Origin of the sequence: Halomonas chromatireducens, assembly GCF_001545155.1 — a bacterium.
GTDB classification, from domain to species: domain Bacteria; phylum Pseudomonadota; class Gammaproteobacteria; order Pseudomonadales; family Halomonadaceae; genus Halomonas; species Halomonas chromatireducens.
The window spans coordinates 3256476-3273291 of sequence record NZ_CP014226.1 but is presented as its reverse complement, the minus strand read 5'-3'; the positions used below and the strand labels follow the sequence as shown (position 1 = coordinate 3273291).

At 63.5% G+C, this 16816-nt stretch carries 15 protein-coding genes, 1 tRNA gene and 2 pseudogenes; 9 read left to right on the top strand and 9 right to left on the bottom strand.

Going from position 1 to position 16816, the window contains the following annotated elements:
- Nucleotides 1-28 precede the first annotated feature (28 nt).
- Nucleotides 29-1027, top strand: coding sequence for a DUF3080 family protein (locus LOKO_RS15110; protein WP_235588883.1), 999 nt, complete (start codon nucleotides 29-31; stop codon nucleotides 1025-1027).
- A gap of 137 nt (nucleotides 1028-1164) precedes the next feature.
- Entirely contained in the window at nucleotides 1165-1875 is a 711-nt protein-coding gene (locus tag LOKO_RS15105) for a hypothetical protein (protein WP_066451199.1), read from the top strand.
- 105 nt (nucleotides 1876-1980) lie between these two features.
- Here LOKO_RS15105 and tusA read toward each other — a convergent pair whose 3' ends face one another.
- Entirely contained in the window at nucleotides 1981-2232 is a 252-nt protein-coding gene (tusA, locus tag LOKO_RS15100) for a sulfurtransferase TusA (RefSeq protein WP_066451194.1), read from the bottom strand.
- Between the two features lie 31 nt (nucleotides 2233-2263).
- Between tusA and LOKO_RS15095 the strand changes: the two genes are divergently transcribed.
- Entirely contained in the window at nucleotides 2264-2551 is a 288-nt protein-coding gene (locus LOKO_RS15095; RefSeq protein WP_043512077.1) for an antibiotic biosynthesis monooxygenase family protein, read from the top strand.
- Nucleotides 2552-2619: 68 nt separating this feature from the next.
- Here LOKO_RS15095 and rlmM read toward each other — a convergent pair.
- The 7 genes and pseudogenes from rlmM to sdhC all read right to left on the bottom strand — a co-directional run.
- A pseudogene (rlmM, locus tag LOKO_RS15090) lies at nucleotides 2620-3228 on the bottom strand (23S rRNA (cytidine(2498)-2'-O)-methyltransferase RlmM); the annotation flags it as partial.
- Nucleotides 3201-4259, bottom strand: a complete 1059-nt coding sequence (locus tag LOKO_RS15085) for a sigma-54 interaction domain-containing protein (protein ID WP_269465395.1) — start codon at nucleotides 4257-4259, stop codon at nucleotides 3201-3203. The gene LOKO_RS15085 and the pseudogene rlmM, both read right to left, overlap by 28 nt.
- 112 nt (nucleotides 4260-4371) lie before the next feature.
- Complete coding sequence (locus LOKO_RS15080; protein ID WP_066451191.1) at nucleotides 4372-7233, bottom strand: valine--tRNA ligase; 2862 nt, start codon at nucleotides 7231-7233, stop codon at nucleotides 4372-4374.
- A gap of 355 nt (nucleotides 7234-7588) precedes the next feature.
- Complete coding sequence (locus tag LOKO_RS15075) at nucleotides 7589-8044, bottom strand: DNA polymerase III subunit chi (protein ID WP_066451189.1); 456 nt, start codon at nucleotides 8042-8044, stop codon at nucleotides 7589-7591.
- 223 nt (nucleotides 8045-8267) lie between these two features.
- Nucleotides 8268-9302, bottom strand: a complete 1035-nt coding sequence (locus tag LOKO_RS15070; RefSeq protein ID WP_235589032.1) for a branched-chain amino acid aminotransferase — start codon at nucleotides 9300-9302, stop codon at nucleotides 8268-8270.
- Nucleotides 9191-9544: a succinate dehydrogenase, hydrophobic membrane anchor protein gene (gene sdhD, locus LOKO_RS20315; RefSeq protein ID WP_235588882.1), complete on the bottom strand. Its 354-nt coding sequence runs from the start codon at nucleotides 9542-9544 to the stop codon at nucleotides 9191-9193. The genes LOKO_RS15070 and sdhD overlap by 112 nt, the downstream gene beginning before the upstream one ends.
- Nucleotides 9538-9915 (bottom strand): succinate dehydrogenase, cytochrome b556 subunit, encoded by a 378-nt coding sequence (gene sdhC, locus LOKO_RS15065; protein WP_201025332.1) that lies wholly within the window; start codon nucleotides 9913-9915, stop codon nucleotides 9538-9540. The genes sdhD and sdhC overlap by 7 nt, the downstream gene beginning before the upstream one ends.
- A gap of 455 nt (nucleotides 9916-10370) precedes the next feature.
- Here sdhC and gltA point away from each other — a divergent pair, with 455 nt between their 5' ends.
- Both gltA and LOKO_RS15055 read left to right on the top strand, forming a co-directional pair.
- Nucleotides 10371-11657 carry a citrate synthase gene (gene gltA, locus LOKO_RS15060; RefSeq protein WP_066451181.1) on the top strand — a complete coding sequence of 429 codons (1287 nt, stop codon included), beginning with the start codon at nucleotides 10371-10373 and terminating at the stop codon, nucleotides 11655-11657.
- A 142-nt stretch (nucleotides 11658-11799) separates the two neighbouring features.
- Entirely contained in the window at nucleotides 11800-12690 is an 891-nt protein-coding gene (locus LOKO_RS15055) for an NAD(P)-dependent oxidoreductase (RefSeq protein ID WP_066451179.1), read from the top strand.
- A gap of 480 nt (nucleotides 12691-13170) precedes the next feature.
- Here LOKO_RS15055 and LOKO_RS15050 read toward each other — a convergent pair.
- A tRNA-Glu gene (locus tag LOKO_RS15050) sits at nucleotides 13171-13246 on the bottom strand.
- Nucleotides 13247-13442: 196 nt separating this feature from the next.
- Here LOKO_RS15050 and LOKO_RS15045 point away from each other — a divergent pair.
- The 4 genes and pseudogenes from LOKO_RS15045 to LOKO_RS15030 form a co-directional block, all read left to right on the top strand.
- Nucleotides 13443-13742 (top strand): annotated as a pseudogene (locus LOKO_RS15045) (TroA family protein); the annotation flags it as partial.
- Nucleotides 13743-13751: 9 nt separating this feature from the next.
- Entirely contained in the window at nucleotides 13752-14720 is a 969-nt protein-coding gene (locus LOKO_RS15040; protein ID WP_066451177.1) for a FecCD family ABC transporter permease, read from the top strand.
- The gene (locus LOKO_RS15035) at nucleotides 14720-15487 is read left to right on the top strand and encodes an ABC transporter ATP-binding protein (RefSeq protein ID WP_066451174.1); all 768 of its coding nucleotides are present in this window, start codon (nucleotides 14720-14722) and stop codon (nucleotides 15485-15487) included. Before LOKO_RS15040 ends, LOKO_RS15035 begins: the two co-directional genes overlap by 1 nt.
- 1 nt (nucleotide 15488) lies before the next feature.
- On the top strand, nucleotides 15489-16814 hold the full coding sequence (locus tag LOKO_RS15030) for a cobyrinate a,c-diamide synthase (protein ID WP_066451172.1): 1326 nt from the start codon (nucleotides 15489-15491) through the stop codon (nucleotides 16812-16814).
- Nucleotides 16815-16816: the final 2 nt, after the last annotated feature.

The window sequence follows — 16816 nt, the reverse complement described above, 5'->3', positions numbered from 1 at the left end:
CTGCCTGAAGCGATGCTTGGCCGGCCTGATGACCGCGGCTTTGTTGGTCGGCTGCGGTGGTAGTGGCGAAGGTGAAGCCCTGCTGACGAGCTACCAGCGCGACCTCGCCGAGGCGCTGGGGCAGCCAGAGCCACACCCCGGAGCCCCCACCAATATCGGCGCCTTTCCCGAACGGCGCGAGCGTCTGTTCGAGATTCCCGAAACCCGAGAGGGCATGCTCGATGTCTACGCCCTGCGAGAATGTCATATCACCTCGCTGGTGGCTGCCAGGAACAATCAGCTAGGCCGGGTCGCTCCACCCAGCCAGCGCTGGATCTACGAACTGGAGCTCTGGCGACGCCTGCACGCCTGCTGGCACAGCGACGTGCCAGAGGCACTTTCCGAGAATAACCGTGACCGCCTGGCACGACTCACCATTGCCAAGACCGAGCAGCTGCCACTGGTCAGCTGGAATACCCTGTTCGACTCCGATGAGTGGACCGGCAGCTTCTCCCGGGCCAGCTCTCCTCTGGAACCCGATTCACGTGACGCCATCGATGAGCAATTGTCAGCCATCGAGTGGCTGCAAGCCGCCACGCTGAACCAGTTCAGCCAGGAGTGGCAGCATGCGTCGTCAACCCTTGAGGGGCACCTCGACACCCTTCGCCGCCGGCCACTGACAGCAGAAGTGCTGCGGGCTCTAATGCTGGCCGAGCAGCGCCTCGGTGAAGCCAATGCGCTGCTGGAAGCCAGCCTGGCCGATACAGCAAGCTGCCAGAGATTGACTATGCGCGGCTCCGACCTGAAGTCGCTGTTCCAGCAGAAGCCGGCAATCGAATGGCTGGACGACCTCGAAGCACAAGCCAACCACTGGCTGAGCGCCATCGACGCGCTGCTGGAGAGCCATGTCACCCCTCCCGAAGCCGTCGCGCTCTACCGTGACCGCTGGCTGTCGCTGGACAATCCCGAAGCGCCTTTTCCTGCCTTGCTCGCGACACGCAACGCGCATCAACGTTACTGGCAGGCGCTCGCTGAGCGCTGTAAGTGAAAAACCTTTCGTCAGGCTTAACTTACACGGTGACTCTGTGATATTGGTGGGAACAAGTAGGTAGGTGTGGATCCCGTCAGCCTTGCCGCAGCCGTGACACTTTACAGCTCGGCCCATGCAGAATCTGGAGGGAGATCATGGGTATGACAATGTCACCCCGCCCTGCCCGGGTCATCGACCTGGAAACGATGCGCCAGAAACAGCTGGCCAAGCGACGCCTGATACGCCTCTCTCCAGAGCTCGACGGCCTGGAGATGATCTATCGTCTCGCCTCCGACCCCGACTCCTTCTACGGCATGCCGATACTCGCTTGGGGCCTTCGCGAGGATGGCGAGGTGGTGGGCCTGGTCCCATGGATGGAGGCGCTCACGCCCTGTCATTATATTGACGACGCCGAGCATGGCAGTTTCGTGGGTTACCGAGATCCGGAAACCGAGGAACTGATGGAGACGGCCCCGCCTCACAAGGTATACGAACTGGAGCATGCCGCCGCCTACTTCGATTACGAAGAGACCCGAGACATCACCCTCATCCAGCAGCTTCCAGACACCCTTGGCACCCATGCCCTATGCGTCGATGACGACCATGGCCCGTGGCAGCTTAAGCAGGTATTCGGCTGGCGCCTATACAGTGACGGTAACGTCGAGGCCCTGCTGGCCGATGAAAAACTGATCGAGTCTACCCCCGTGCTTCCGGGAGACCCCTGCCTTTACCCCGGCCACAGCCGCCACCGAATGGTGTACTTCTTTCAGCGCAGCATCGCCAGTCGCATCCGCGAGCAGGACCCCGGCACCCTGGAAGCCCTGGCACTGATGGTAATACCCGAAGCGTCGGCGACCTCCGGCTGAGGCGAACAGCCATACGCCATCCCCTACCCAGCCCCCAGCCCCCAGCCAGACCCTGTACAAGAGCCATTTAGCACAGGCGCTTTTCCTACAAGGTCTGGCGATACATCAGCCTAAGCGGATAAAGTAGAGGTAACGTTCGCCCGACTCCTGCTGAGCCAGCAGCTCATGTCCAAGAAAGCTGCAGAACTTCGGCACGTCCCGGGTAGTGGCCGGATCAGTGGCCACCACCTTGAGTACCTCGCCGGACTGCATGTCACGGACTTTGTTGTGCATCAGCATGACGGGTTCCGGGCAGTAGAGACCGCTAGTGTCCAGTTCAGCCTGAAAATCCGGCGGCGAGTCGGCAGTATCAACCATCGATTGACCTCGGTGTAGGGAGCCAGCTTAGATGATCAAGATCATTATCGAACGTCGCATCATGCCCGGCCTGGAAGAAGAATATGAGGAGGCCGCCCGTGAGGCCATCCGCTGGTCCTTGGGAGCCAGGGGCTTCGTGGGCGGCGAGACGCTCATGGAACTCGGGCACAGTGACAGACGCCTGATGATCACCAAATGGCGCGACCTTCGTGCATGGAAGGAGTGGTATAACAGCGAAGAGCGCTCCAGGGTCATGCAGCGCATCTGGCCGTTGCTGACCGAGGATGAATCCATCCGCATCTACGAACCGTCCTACTAGACCCGTCGCCCCGGATCGCTTTCAACTCATCCGACTGATTCTATCATCAACCGTCGTTGCCAATGGAATCAGTCCAGCAACCTGACGTGAACGGTGACCTCTTCTCGATCATGATAAAGATGCCGGCAACGTATCTCCGCCCGAACGCCGGCTTCAGACAGCGACGCTTCCAGCCCCGACAGGCACCGCGACACCTCCTCCCAGCGACGTTTCATCGGCAGCTTCAGGTTGAATACCGCCTCCCGACACCAGCGTTGCACAAGCCAGCGCTGCACCATGGCAGTGACCCGTGAAGGCTTGTCGACGATATCGCACACCAGCCAGTCGAGCCGCTCCGGAGGCTGCCAGACAAAGCCATCCTCGCGCAGGTGCTCCACCAGCCCCGAAGCCATCAAAGCCTTGTCCATCGGTCCGTTGTCGATGGCAAAGACGTTCATGCCTCGCGCGACCAATTGCCAGGTCCAGCCACCCGGCGCCGCGCCAAGGTCGGCGGCCTGCATGCCCTCCGCCAACCGATCATCCCACTGATCACGCGGCACGAACTCATGCCAGGCCTCCTCCAGCTTGAGGGTCGAGCGACTTGGCGCAGCATGTGGAAAACGCAGCCGACGAATACCACCCGGGAGTTCGCTGCGATTGCCAGGGAAGCTCATCCCCAACTGCACCCGATCGCCAGTCGCTCGCGTAGCGGAGGCACGCGAATGCGCAGCACGTTGAGCCGATAGTAGAGGTCGGAGCGGAAGCGACCTTCTGCCACCATGGCCTCCAGGTCACAGCTGGTGGCGGCAATCACGCGGACATCCACCCGCTTGACCTCGTTGGAGCCCAGGGGCTCCACCTCGCCCTCCTGCAGGGCCCGCAGCAGCTTGGCCTGTACGGCCTGCGGCATGTCCCCCACTTCATCGAGGAACAGAGTGCCGCCATCGGCAAGCTGGAATTTTCCCTGGCGTGGACGGCGGTCGGCGCCGGTAAAGGCTCCCGGAACGACACCGAAGAACTCCGCTTCCAGCAGGTTCTCGGGCACGGCGGCCACATTGACGGCAACGAACGGGAGGTCGCCGCGTGGCGAGGCGCCATGGATGGCCTGGGCCAGCACCTCCTTGCCGGTGCCCGTCTCGCCCAGGAGCAGGACCGGCGTGGCGCGGGCGGCGGCCAGCCGGGCACGACGCTTGACCTCCAGCACGGACGGGCTGGCGCCGATGAAGTCGCCCATGTCGTAGCGGGCGCCGCGCTTGGCCAGGGCGCGCCGAGCCACTGCCAGGTCTTGTTGCAGGCGCCGATACTTGCCGATCAGCGGAGTGAGGGGCTCCAGGTCATCGAAGACGATAAAGGCCACGGCACCGCTGACGGCACCGCTCTCCCTGTCGTGCAGCGGCAGGCGCATTACCACCAGCTGGTGCTCTTCGAACTCCATGATGTCGAGCAGGATAGGGCGACCGCTACGTACCACCTCGGGCATCCGCGTATGGGGGACGACCTCGGCGACCGGTCGGCCGATGGCGCTGGCAGGATCCTCGATGCCCAGCAGCCGGCAGTAGCTGTCGTTGATCCAGGTGAGCCGCGCCTCGGCGTCCACCGAGATGGCCCCGGTGCTGGCATGCTCGAAGAGAGGAAAGAGCGGGCGGATAGCCTCCAGCGTCAAGCCCTCTCCCAGCGAACCGGGCAAGAGCCTCTTGACGTCGCTACTACTTCGGCTGTCCCGACGCATATCCGCTGCCTCCAACATGGCCGCCATTCATTGGCGGCGGTTTCGGGCCGCTAAATCAGAACGCGGCGGTTTCGGGCCGCTAAATCAGAGCGCGGCGGTTTCGGGCCGCTGATCAAAGCGCGGCGATCTTGTCGTGCTGCTCCACCAGCAGGCGACGGGCGGCCTGAAAATCGGCCAGCTTGGTGCGTTCCTTCTCCACCACGGCATCAGGCGCCTTGGCGATGAAGCTCTCGTTGCCGAGCTTTTTCTCGATGCCACCGATCAGCTTGTCCTGCTTTTCGATCTCACGGGCCAGGCGTGCCAGTTCGGCATCCTTGTCGATCAGGTCGGCCATGGGTACCAGCACTTCCATTTCGCCTACCAACTGGGTGGCAGACAGGGGCGCCTGCTGGGGATCGTACAGCCAGTCGACGCTCGCCAGCTTGGCCAGCTTGGGCAGGAACCGGCGGTTGGCCTCCAGGCGCGCCGGGTCGTCCGGGCCGCCCTTGGTCAGCAGGACCTCCAGCGGCTTGCCCGGGGCAATGTTCATCTCGGCGCGGATATTGCGTACCGCCACGATCACGCCCTTCAGCCACTCGATATCGCGGGTGGCGGCCTCATCGATCTTGCCCTCTTCGGGTAGAGGCCAGGGCTGATTCATGATCGACTCCGACCCGTCGCCGGTGGCCTTGCCCGCCAGCAGTGCCACCCGCTGCCAGATCTCCTCGCTGATGTAGGGCATCATCGGATGGGCCAGGCGCAGGATCGCTTCCAGTACACGCACCAGGGTGCGCCTTGTGCCGCGCTTGGCGGCGGGGCTGGCGTTGTCGTCCCACAGCACCGGCTTGGAGAGTTCCAGGTACCAGTCGCAGTATTCGTTCCAGACGAACTCGTAGAGCGCCTGGGAGGCGTGGTCGAAGCGGAACTCCTCCATCGCTCTGGTCACCTGGGTTTCGGTCTGCTGCAGGCGCGAGACGATCCAGCGGTCGGCTAGCGACAGCTCGACGTCGCCACCCTGACCTTCGAAAGAGGCGCCGCAATCCTCGCCCTCGGCGTTCATCAGCACGTAGCGGGAGGCGTTCCACAGCTTGTTGCAGAAGTTGCGGTAGCCGTCCAGGCGGCCCATGTCGAACTTGATGTCCCGCCCGGTGGTGGCCTGGGAGAGGAAGGTGAAGCGCAGCGCGTCGGTGCCATGGGGTTCGATGCCCTCGGGGAACTCGTCGCGGGTGGCCTTGGCGATCGCCTTGGCCTTCTGCGGCTGCATCAGGCTGCCGGTGCGCTTCTCCAGTAGCTCGTCCAGCTGGATGCCGTCGATCAGGTCGATGGGATCGAGCACGTTGCCCTTGGACTTGGACATCTTCTGGCCCTGGCCGTCGCGCACCAGGCCGTGGACGTAGACCTGCTTGAAGGGCACCTCGCCGGTGAACTTCAGGGTCAACATGATCATTCGCGCGACCCAGAAGAAGATGATGTCGAAGCCGGTGACCAGCACGTTGGAGGGGTGAAAGGTTTCGAGCTCCGGGGTCTTCTCCGGCCAGCCCAGGGTGCCGAAGGTCCACAGGCCCGAGCTGAACCAGGTGTCGAGCACGTCCTCGTCCTGGGTCAGGGCGAGGTCGGCGGGCAGGCCATGCTTCTCGCGGGCCTCGGCTTCGGTGCGGGCGACATAGACGTTGCCCGTGCTGTCGTACCAGGCGGGAATGCGGTGCCCCCACCACAGCTGGCGCGAGATGCACCAGTCCTGCAGGTCGCGCATCCACGAGAAGTACATGTTCTCGTAGTTCTTCGGTACGAACTGGATGTCGCCGTTCTCCACCGCCTCGATGGCGGGCTTGGCCAGGCTCTCCACGGCGACGAACCACTGGTCCGTGAGCAGCGGCTCGATGACGTCGCCACTGCGGTCGCCGTAGGGCAGGGTGTTGTTGACCGCCTCGACCTGCTCGAGCAGGCCGGCGGCCTCCATGTCGGCGACGATCTGCTTGCGCGCCTCGAAACGATCCAGCCCGGCGTAGGCCTGGGGCAAGATGGGGCCGATCTCGGGCAGCGGCCGGCCCTGGATATCGAAGGCTTCGGCCTGGGCAAGGATCGCCGCGTCCTGGGTGAAGACGTTGATCAGCGGAAGATGTTGGCGGCGGCCGACTTCGTAGTCGTTGAAGTCGTGGGCCGGGGTGATCTTCACGCAGCCCGAGCCCTTCTCCATGTCAGCGTGTTCGTCGGCGACAATGGGGATGCGGCGGCCGACCAGCGGCAGCTCGACGTACTTGCCGACCAGCGAGGCGTAGCGCGGGTCTTCCGGGTTGACCGCCACGCCGGTGTCGCCGAGCAGGGTCTCGGGACGGGTGGTGGCGACGACCAGATAATCGAGGCCCGCGTCGGTGGTGACGCCGTCGGCCAGTGGGTAGCGGAAGTGCCAGAAGCTGCCCTGCTGGTCGCGGTTCTCCACCTCGAGGTCGGAGATGGCGGTGTGCAGGGTCGGGTCCCAGTTGACCAGGCGCTTGCCGCGGTAGATCAGGTCCTCTTCGTAGAGGCGCACGAAGACTTCCTGCACCGCCTTGTAGAAGCCGTCATCCATGGTGAAGCGCTCGCGGCTCCAGTCGACGCTGGCGCCCATGCGGCGCAACTGGCGGGTGATGTGGCCACCGGACTCGTGCTTCCACTCCCACACCTTGTCGATGAAGGCGTCACGGCCGAGGTCATGGCGCGTCTTGCCCTCTTCGGCGGCGACCTTGCGCTCAACCAGCATCTGGGTGGCGATGCCGGCGTGGTCGGTACCCACCTGCCACAGGGTGTTGTTGCCCTGCATGCGCCGCCAGCGGATCAGGGTGTCCATGATGGTGTCCTGGAACGCGTGGCCCATGTGCAGGCTGCCGGTGACGTTGGGCGGCGGGATCATGATGGAGTAGGGCTCGCCCTCGCCCGAGGGGGCGAAGCGGCCGTCGGCCTCCCAGCGCTCGTACCAGCGGGTTTCGATCTGCTCGGGTTGGTAGGTCTTGTCCATGGGGGCGTTCCGGGTCCAGAAATGATCGCCGCCGGTCGTGGCGCCGGGCGGCAGGAAGTCGTAAGAAGAGTGTTCGAAAAATGGATGCGATTATAGCGCGATGAGGTACTTGGCGTCAGCCAAGAGCGGCACGATAGAACTTCAGAGGGGGGCGGGGAAGCTTCGTCAACGGGGCTGATCCGGCGGCAGCCTAATTCGAAGTTGATCCGGCGGCGGGTCAAGGGGGCGCCAGGGACAGGCCGAAGAGGAGGTCTTTTGCCATGGATGGCAAAAGTAGCGCCCAGGGATGGGTTTACAGCGCCTCCTTGTAGGCCTGTCCCTGGTTAGCCCCGCGCCAGGGCCTTGAGTGAGTCGGTCAGCCGCGAAGCTGATGCGCCTTTACCGGATAGCCGCGCTGCTTGTAGGTCTGCCAGCACTCGCGCTTGGCGGTGAGCACCTGCTGGTGCTGGTTGATGATCTCGGCGACCCGATCGAAGCGCGAGAACCACTCGGGGATGCCGGGGTCGAGGTTGAGCATCGCCATGGGTGTATCGGGAACCGGTTCGGGGGGATGCTCCCAGCCGATGGTCACCGCCACGCTGTCAGCCATGTCGCTGCCGAGAAGGGTACTGTCCACAAGGGCATGGGGCAGGTAGGCGTCGGGGCGGAAGGTCCACAGCCTGTCGTCGAGGTCGCGGGCCATGGCCTCGTCCTCGGCGTGCAGGTGCAGCCGGTAGCCCTTGCCGGCGATGGTCTCGGCCAGGCGGCAGGCGAAGTCGAGGCGTGCCTCGAGGGTGGTGTCGGGAAGGATGTAAAAGTCTACCTGGGTCATGGGAACTCGCTGACCTGGGGGCGGAGGGGCTCTGTCGTCGACAGGGTTACGAGGAGGCGCTGTGGCTCGAGGCTATGCCGCAAGCAGGCCTACGAGGAGGCGCTGTGAACCCATCCCTGGGCGCTACTTTTGCCATCCATGGCAAAAGACCTCCTCTTCGACCTGCTCCCGGCCGCCTCGCGAGGCGTTGGCCGGCTCCTGGCGTAGCGAGAATCTGCTTTTTTCAGACCAGCTTGGTCAACCAACCATGCGTGTCTTCCGCACGACCGTACTGCAGGTCGAGCAGCTTGGTGCGCAGGCGCTTGGCGATGGGGTTGTCGCTGCCGGCGGCCAGCCGGATATGGCCCTCTTCGGTGACCAGTTCGCCCACCGGGGTTATCACCGCGGCGGTGCCGCAGGCGAAGACTTCGGTGATCTCGCCGGAGGCGGCGCCCTCGCGCCACTCGTCGATGCTGATCGGCCGCTCCTCGGGGGAGAGCCCTTCGTCCCGGGCCAGGGTCAGCACCGAGTCGCGGGTCACGCCCTCGAGGATGGTATCGGTGAGGCGCGGGGTGGCGATGCGACCGTCCTTGAAGACGAAGAACAGGTTCATGCCGCCCAGCTCCTCGATCCACTTGTTTTCGCGGGCGTCGAGGAAGGCCACCTGGCCGCAGTCGTGGGCGCTCGCCTCCTTCTGGGCGGCCAGGGAGGCGGCATAGTTGCCGCCGCACTTGGCGAAGCCGGTGCCGCCGGGGGCGGCGCGATTGTAGTGGCTGGAGAGCCAGATGGAGACCGGCTCCACGCCACCCTTGAAGTAGGCAGCCGCCGGCGAGGCGATGACGTAGTAGTCGACCTCGTGGGCTGGACGCACGCCGAGGAACTTCTCGCTGGCGATCATGAAGGGGCGCAAATAGAGGCTGCATTCGTCAGCCGCGCTCTTCGGGGTAGGCACCCAGGTGTGGTCCTGGGCCAGAAGCGCCTTGAGCGAGCCGATGAAGTCCTCGTCGGAGAGTTCCGGCAGTGCCAGGCGACGGGCGCTGCGGCGGAAGCGCTCGGCGTTCTTCTCGGGGCGGAAGGTCCACACCGAGCCGTCGGCGTGACGGTACGCCTTGATGCCTTCAAAGATCTCCTGGGCGTAGTGCAGCACGGCAGCCGCGGGGTCCAGCGTCAGCGGGCCGTAGGGACGCACCTCGCGGCCGTGCCAGCCGGTGTCCAGCGTCCAGCGCACATGCGCCATGTGATCGGTGAAGTAGCGACCGAAGCCGGGATTCTTGAGGATATCCTCACGGATCGGCGTCGCCGTGGGGGTGGCGTTGGGGTGTAGGTCAAAGCTTGCAGTGAAAAGATGCGCATCCAGGTCTGGGCGAACAGGCCGCTCCAGGTGTAGTAGTCGAGTCCCGGATTGAACAGCAGGTAGGCGACGATAAACAGCGTATAGAGTGCCAGGATGACCGCCGACACGCGCTGGATCAGCCAGTCGGACAGGCCACTCCGCCCCAGATTGGTGATGTTGGTTACCATACCCAGACTCCCGCCAGAATGATCAGGACGGCACTGATGACCACGGTGGCCTGTGCCTTCTTGACGCCCCCCTCCAGGGTCACGCCGATATCGGCATCCATCAGCATATGCTTGATGCCGGCGACAAAATGGAAGGCCAAGGCCGACAGCAGACCCCAGGCCACCAATTTCGCCAGAATATTGTTGGCCAGGGCATCACTGACGGCAGCGAAGCCGGCCGGGGACGACAGAGACCTGTCGAGGGCCCAGAAGGCGAAGATCAGGCCGATGAAAAGAATGACGCCAGTGATACGGTGGGCGATCGACGTCAAGGCGGGAAGTGGAAACTCTATCGTGGTGAGGTCGAGGTTGACGGGTCGTTTGCTATTCACGGCTCTATACACACTCTCTTGGCTCGCTCCTGTGCCGAACGGACTTTGGCTGGAATGCGGGCGGTGGTTTGAGGTAGGGGGCTCGCCGCTGCCGGGACGGGCATGACAACGAGTACCTGCCAGTCGCGCGCAGTGGATTATAGGGATATGAACCCCTAGTGACAAATGAACACCCACCGAACTCGACCATGGTTCAAGCCCGTTGCCCATGACGGCCCAGCCAGCGACGCGCCAACTGACCGACGCATGCAGCATCCATGGTGCATAGCATCAATTATTGTACAGTTACTTATACGTCTCAACATTTTTGTACAGCCATGCTGTCGCTTAAGGTTAATTGACAATCCCGGGAACGCTTCTATAGTGGGCGAACCTTTTTCGCGGCCCAACATAAGAAAACACTGTTTGCGAAATAACGACTTAACGTTTCAATTCGACTTCGAGAGGAGGCCAGCATGGCTGACAGGAAAGCGACACTGACGGTAGACGGACTGGATAACCCGGTCGAACTGCCGGTCTACTCGGGCACCCTTGGGCCCGATGTGGTAGATGTGCGCGGCCTCGGCGCGGAAGGCCTGTTTACCTACGACCCGGGCTTCATGGCAACCTCCTCGTGCCAATCTGCCATTACCTATATCGATGGTGCCAAGGGGGTGCTGCTGCATCGGGGATACCCCATCGAGCAGTTGGCCAAGGAGTCCAACTTCGTCGAGATGTGCTACCTGCTGCTGTTCGGCGAACTGCCGGACGATGCACAGTATGCCGATATCGAGAAGCGCATCAGCAACCACACCATGGTCCACGACCAGATCAACAACTTCTTCAAGGGTTTCCGGCGTGACGCGCACCCGATGTCGATCCTTTGCGGCGTGGTCGGCGGCCTGGCGGCCTTCTACCATGACCACATGGACATCACCAAGGCCGAGGATCGCGAAATCAGCGCCATCCGCCTGATCGCCAAGATGCCGACCATCGCCGCGATGTCCTACAAGTACAACATCGGCCAGCCGTTCAACTATCCGCGCAACGATCTGAACTATGCAGAGAATTTCCTCTACATGATGTTCAGCAACCCCTGCGAGGAGTACAAGACCAACCCAGTGTTCGCCAAGGCGATGGATCGTATCTTCATGCTCCACGCCGACCATGAGCAAAACGCCTCCACCTCCACGGTGCGCCTGGCCGGCTCCACCGGCGCCAACCCGTTCGCCTGCATCAGCGCCGGCATTGCCGCGCTATGGGGGCCGGCTCACGGTGGCGCCAACGAAGCTGTCCTGAACATGCTCGATGAGATCGGCGACGACTCCGAAGAAAATATCCAGCGCTTTGTCGACAAGGCCAAGGACAAGGATGACCCCTTCCGCCTGATGGGCTTCGGCCACCGCGTCTATCGTAACTTCGACCCCCGCGCCAAGGTCATGAAGGAGACTTGCGACGAAGTGCTGGCCGAGTTGGGCATGGCCGATGACCCGCAGCTGAAGATCGCCAAGCGCCTGGAGCAGATCGCGCTGGAGGACGAGTACTTCATCGAGCGCAAGCTCTACCCCAACGTCGACTTCTATTCCGGCATCATCCTCAAGGCCATGGGTATTCCGACCAACATGTTCACGGTAATCTTCGCCGTGTCGCGCACGATTGGCTGGATCTCCCACTGGCACGAGATGATCACCGGAGACTACAAGATCGGTCGCCCGCGCCAGCTCTATATTGGCCATCCGCAGCGCGACTACCCAGCCAAGTAATCTATCCTGTCACTACCCGGCAGGATGCGGCCAAGGCCGCTCGGTACCGCAAGGCCGCCCATCGGGCGGCCTTTCGCGTACAGCCCCAGAGACTTTACCTGAGCGGACATATACCTCCGTCACCAACGAGAAGGAATCATCAATGCACCAGACGATCTCGACTGTCGCCTTTATCGGCCTGGGCGTCATGGGCTATCCCATGGCCGGCCACCTCGCCAGGCAGGGCCTGACGGTACGCGTCTACAACCGAACCACCGCCACAGCCGAGGCCTGGGTCGCCGAACATGGCGGCAGCCACCACACAACCCCTCAGGAAGCGGCCCAGGGGGCCGATCTGGTAATGGTCTGCGTGGGTAACGATGATGACGTTCGCCAGGTAACAACGGGCTCACAGGGCGCCCTGCACGGCATGGCCGCCGGCAGCCTGCTGGTCGACCATACTACCGCTTCATCCGATCTGGCCGAAGAGCTGTCCAACATCTGTCACGCGCAAGGCATCGGCTTCATCGATGCTCCGGTTTCCGGCGGCCAGCAGGGCGCGATCAATGGCGCTCTGACCATCATGTGCGGCGGCGAAGAGCGCGAATTTTCCCGGATCGAGGCCACTCTCGCCCATTACGCCCGCGCCGTGGCTCTGATGGGCCCTGCCGGCAGCGGCCAATTGACCAAGATGGTCAATCAAATCTGCATCGCCGGCCTGGTGCAAGGCCTTGCCGAGGGTCTGCACTTCGCCGAGCAGGCCGGACTGGACCAGCAGCGGGTCATCGATGTGATCGCCAAGGGTGCCGCCGGGTCCTGGCAGATGGAAAATCGTCACAAGACCATGGCTGCAGACGAGTATGAGCACGGCTTCGCGGTGAACTGGATGCGCAAGGACCTGGGCATATGCCTCGAGCAGGCTCGCCGCCTACAGGCCCGTCTGCCGGTGACCGCACTGGTGGACCAGTTCTATGGCGACGTGCAAGCTATGGGTGGCGGCCGCTGGGATACTTCATCGCTGCTTCGCCGTCTTCGCAGCCATGGCCGCGATTAGAGGTTCAACTCGGGCGTCACTCCTGCAGTGACGCCCTCGCCCCTCTCTAACGGCCAAGCATAAAAAACGACAATTCAGTGCTTGACTTGCCACTCCCATGAGGCACGAATCGCCGTCCATCAGCACGTCGGGACGTTTTCCACACATTCTGTGGATAACCCTGTTCACAACCGTCAGAAAACGCCATCGAATCGGCATGAACAGAGGCTTGCCGTTAGATTGGTTAATTTTTGACCTATTGCAACCTATTGAAATATATAGATTTTATCGAAAACATCAAGGGTGCAGCGAGATGGTCAAAACTGCACACAGGGGACCCCTGGGTGACTTGGACGAGTGGACAAGTCAAGCCCTAAATAGCGAAAAACCGGCGGTTCAATGCCTTTTACACGCAAGCGAAAGCCGCCGTCGTCCTGAGCGTGACGCGGCAATAAAAAAAGACGCACCAGGCGCCTTGGGGAGATAGATTGCAGAGCAGAATGGCGTCCCATAGGGGGTTCGAACCCCTGTTCCCGCCGTGAAAGGGCGGTGTCCTGGACCACTAGACGAATGGGACGCAGCCGTCTCGCTTCAACGAGGTGGCGCGAATCTTACTCAAGCGCCCCGGAGCTGTCAACCGTCGACCTTGAACGCCGCGGGGCTGGAAATCCCAGGCACATCCGTTGTTTGATNGCGTTACCGCTCAAGCGGTCGAGACGTGCTCCACCTAAGTCGATCTCGCCGTCACAGGGCGTGAGTCTTAGTAGTGCCATGGCCAGGTGGTCTCCCTGTGCGGCGGTATCAACGTCTTCGGCGAACTGCCGCGACTGGTGCCGCGTATCGATGACGAGTCGGTACTGGCCGCCGATCCCGAGGCGATCATCGCCGGCGGCATGGGCGAGGAGAATCGCCACTGGCTGACACACTGGGAGCAGTATCCGACGCTGACGGCGGTGGCCCGGGGCAATCTCTTCTTCGTTCCTCCATCGCTGATCCAGCGTCCGACGCCGCGTCTGCTGGAAGGCAGCCGGGTCCTGTGTGAGAAGCTGGAGGTGGCACGTGGCAGACGGTAGACCAGCCTGATGCGACAGTTGAGTTTCCCCCTCGGGATATTGCTGGCGGCATCGCTGGCGGCGCTGGCGTTGTCAGTCAGCGTCGGCAGCGTCAACGTGGCGGCCGGCGAACTATGGGCGGTGCTGCGTGGCGGGGGAGAGGCCCTGTCGCGCACGCTGGTCCTCGAATTGCGGGTACCGCGTTCCCTGTCGGCCTTCGCGGTGGGCGGGCTGCTGGCGGTGGCGGGTGCGCTGATGCAGGTGCTGTTGCGCAACCCCTTGGCCGACCCCTACGTACTGGGGCTATCCGGCGGCGCGTCGGTGGGCGCCCTGGCGGCGATGTTAGGGGGCATGGGAGGCATGGTGATCTCCGGCTCGGCGTTTGGCGGTGCCCTGCTCTCCACCCTGCTGGTATTCGGCCTGGCCCATGGCACCGGCAGCTGGACTCCCTCGCGGCTGCTGTTGACCGGGGTCGTGGTGGCCGCCGGCTGGGGTGCGGTCATCACCCTCATGCTGGCGATCAGCCCCGCCGAACGGCTCCCGGGAATGCTCTACTGGCTGATGGGCGATCTCTCCTACGCGCGCACGCCCTGGCCGCCATTGACGCTGCTCATGGCAGTCTGCCTGCTGGTGATACCGCTGGGGCGAAGCCTCAACGTACTGGCGCGTGGGCCGCTGCAAGCCGCGGCGCTGGGGGTGTCGGTTCGCCCGCTGGAGTGGTTGATCTATATTGCGGCAAGCCTGCTCACCGCCATGGCGGTGACCACCGCCGGTAGCATCGGCTTCGTCGGCCTGGTGGTGCCGCATATGCTGCGCCTGGTGCTGGGCAACGATCAACGCCTCATCCTGCCAGCCTGCGCTTTGGCCGGCGGTACCCTGCTGGTGCTGGCGGATACCCTGGCACGTACCATGATCGCCCCGGAGCAATTGCCGGTAGGCGTCATCACGGCGTTGCTCGGCGTTCCGACCTTCCTCTACCTGCTCTACCGGAGCCGCTGATGAGCCGTCTCGAGGCGAGAAAGCTGGTCATCGACGTGCCGGGCCGTGCCGATGGGCAGCCACTGGATCTCTGTCTCGAGCCAGGCCAGGTCTGGGGGGTGTTGGGTCCCAATGGTGCCGGCAAGACGACCTTGCTACACACACTGGCCGGCCTGCGTGCGGTGCGTGCCGGCCAAGTGTCCCTTGATGATCGTCCGCTCTTTAGGCTGGGCCGCCGCGAGATAGCCCAGTCGCTGGGCCTGGTATTCCAGGATAGTCAGGATGGCTTCCCAGCCACGGTGCGTGAGACCGCTCTGATTGGCCGTCACCCTTTCCTGTCGCCATGGCAGATGGAGAGAGGAGAAGACCTGCGCCTGGCCGAGGCGGCCCTGACCCGCCTGGACGTGGCACACCTGGCCGACCGGCTGGTGAACACCCTCTCCGGCGGCGAGCGTCAGCGCCTGGCCATTGCCACGGTGCTGACCCAGGGGCCGAAGATATGGCTTGCCGACGAACCCACCAACCACCTGGACCTTCACCACCAGACCGCTGTCATGGCATTGCTCGCCGAGCAGGCCGCTTCAGGGCATGCGGTAATGATGTGTCTCCACGACCTCAACTTGGCGGCACGCTGGTGCGACCATCTGTTGCTGCTCTATCCCGGCGGCGAGGCCTGCTGGGGCCCTCGCGAGACCATGCTGGTGCCGAGTGCCCTGGAGCGGCTCTATGGCCAGCCCCTGGCTACCGCCGAGATCGACGGTTCCCCCGTTTTCGTTCCTGCGAGGTGATATGACAACCACAACCATTCGCGGCGAGTGCCACGCCGCCTTGATCACCGCCCCAGGCTCCGGCCAGGGCAAGTCCATGGTCACCGCGGCGCTGGCGAGACTGCACCGCAATGCGGGCCGCAAGGTTCGTGTCTTCAAACATGGCCCGGATTATCTCGACCCTATGGTGCAGGAAGTGGCCTCGGGCCAGCCGGTCTATCAGCTGCATCCCTGGATGACCGGCGAGGCCGAGTGTCGCTGGCGGCTGGCCGAGGCCGCCCGGGAAGCCGACCTGATCTTGGTCGAGGGCTCCATGGGGCTGTTTGACGGCGACCCGTCCAGCGCCGATCTGGCGATACTCGCCGGGCTGCCGGCGCTGCCGGTGATCGATGCCTGGGGCATGGCCCAGACCTTCGGTGCCGTGGCCCAGGGGTTGGCCAACTATCATCCCGGCCTGGCCATTCACGAGGTGATCGCCAACCGGGTCGGCAGCCCGGGTCACGGCAGATTGCTGGCGGAGAGCATGCCGGTGGGGCTCTCCCTGCTCGGTGCCATTCCGCGACATGAGGCGATGACCATCCCCGACCGCCACCTGGGACTGGTGCAGGCCGGCGAACTCGCTGGCTTGGATGCGCAACTTGATGCCGCCGCCGAGGTGCTCAAGGAGGCGGGCCTCGACCGCTTGCCGGCACGGGTGACGCTCGAGGCCGAGGCCCCCGAGCCGCCGCCGCGCCTGCTCGATGGCGTACAGATCGCCGTGGCTCGGGACGACGCCTTCGCCTTTCTCTATCGCGCCAACCTCGATCTGCTGACGCAGATGGGCGCCGAGCTGCATTTCTTCTCGCCGCTGGTCGAGTCCGAGCTACCCGCATGCGACGCCCTCTGGCTGCCTGGTGGCTACCCTGAGCTGCACGCGGCAAAGCTCGCTGCCAATGCGCCGATGCTTGGCGCGATTCGCGTCCATCGAGAGGCAGGAAAGCCGATCCTCGCCGAGTGCGGTGGCCTGATGGCGTGTATGGAGTCCCTGGTGGATGGTGAGGGGCGCAAGCATCCCATGCTGGGGCTGTTGCCCGGCACCGCACGCATGGCCGGCAAGCTGACGGCCCTGGGCCTGCAAAGCCTGACGACCGAGAGCGGGGAGCTGCGTGGCCACACCTACCACCACTCGCTGCTGGAAACACCTCTCGAGCCGGCGGCCCACGCCCGGCGCCTGGCTGGCAGTCCTGCCGAGCCGGTCTTTGTCGAAGGCAGGCTGGTAGCAAGCTATTTCCATGGCTATTTTCCTTCGGCGCCGGCATTGACCGCTGCCATCTTTTGCGGCGAACCGCTGCGTTTCACTAAGGAGTGACC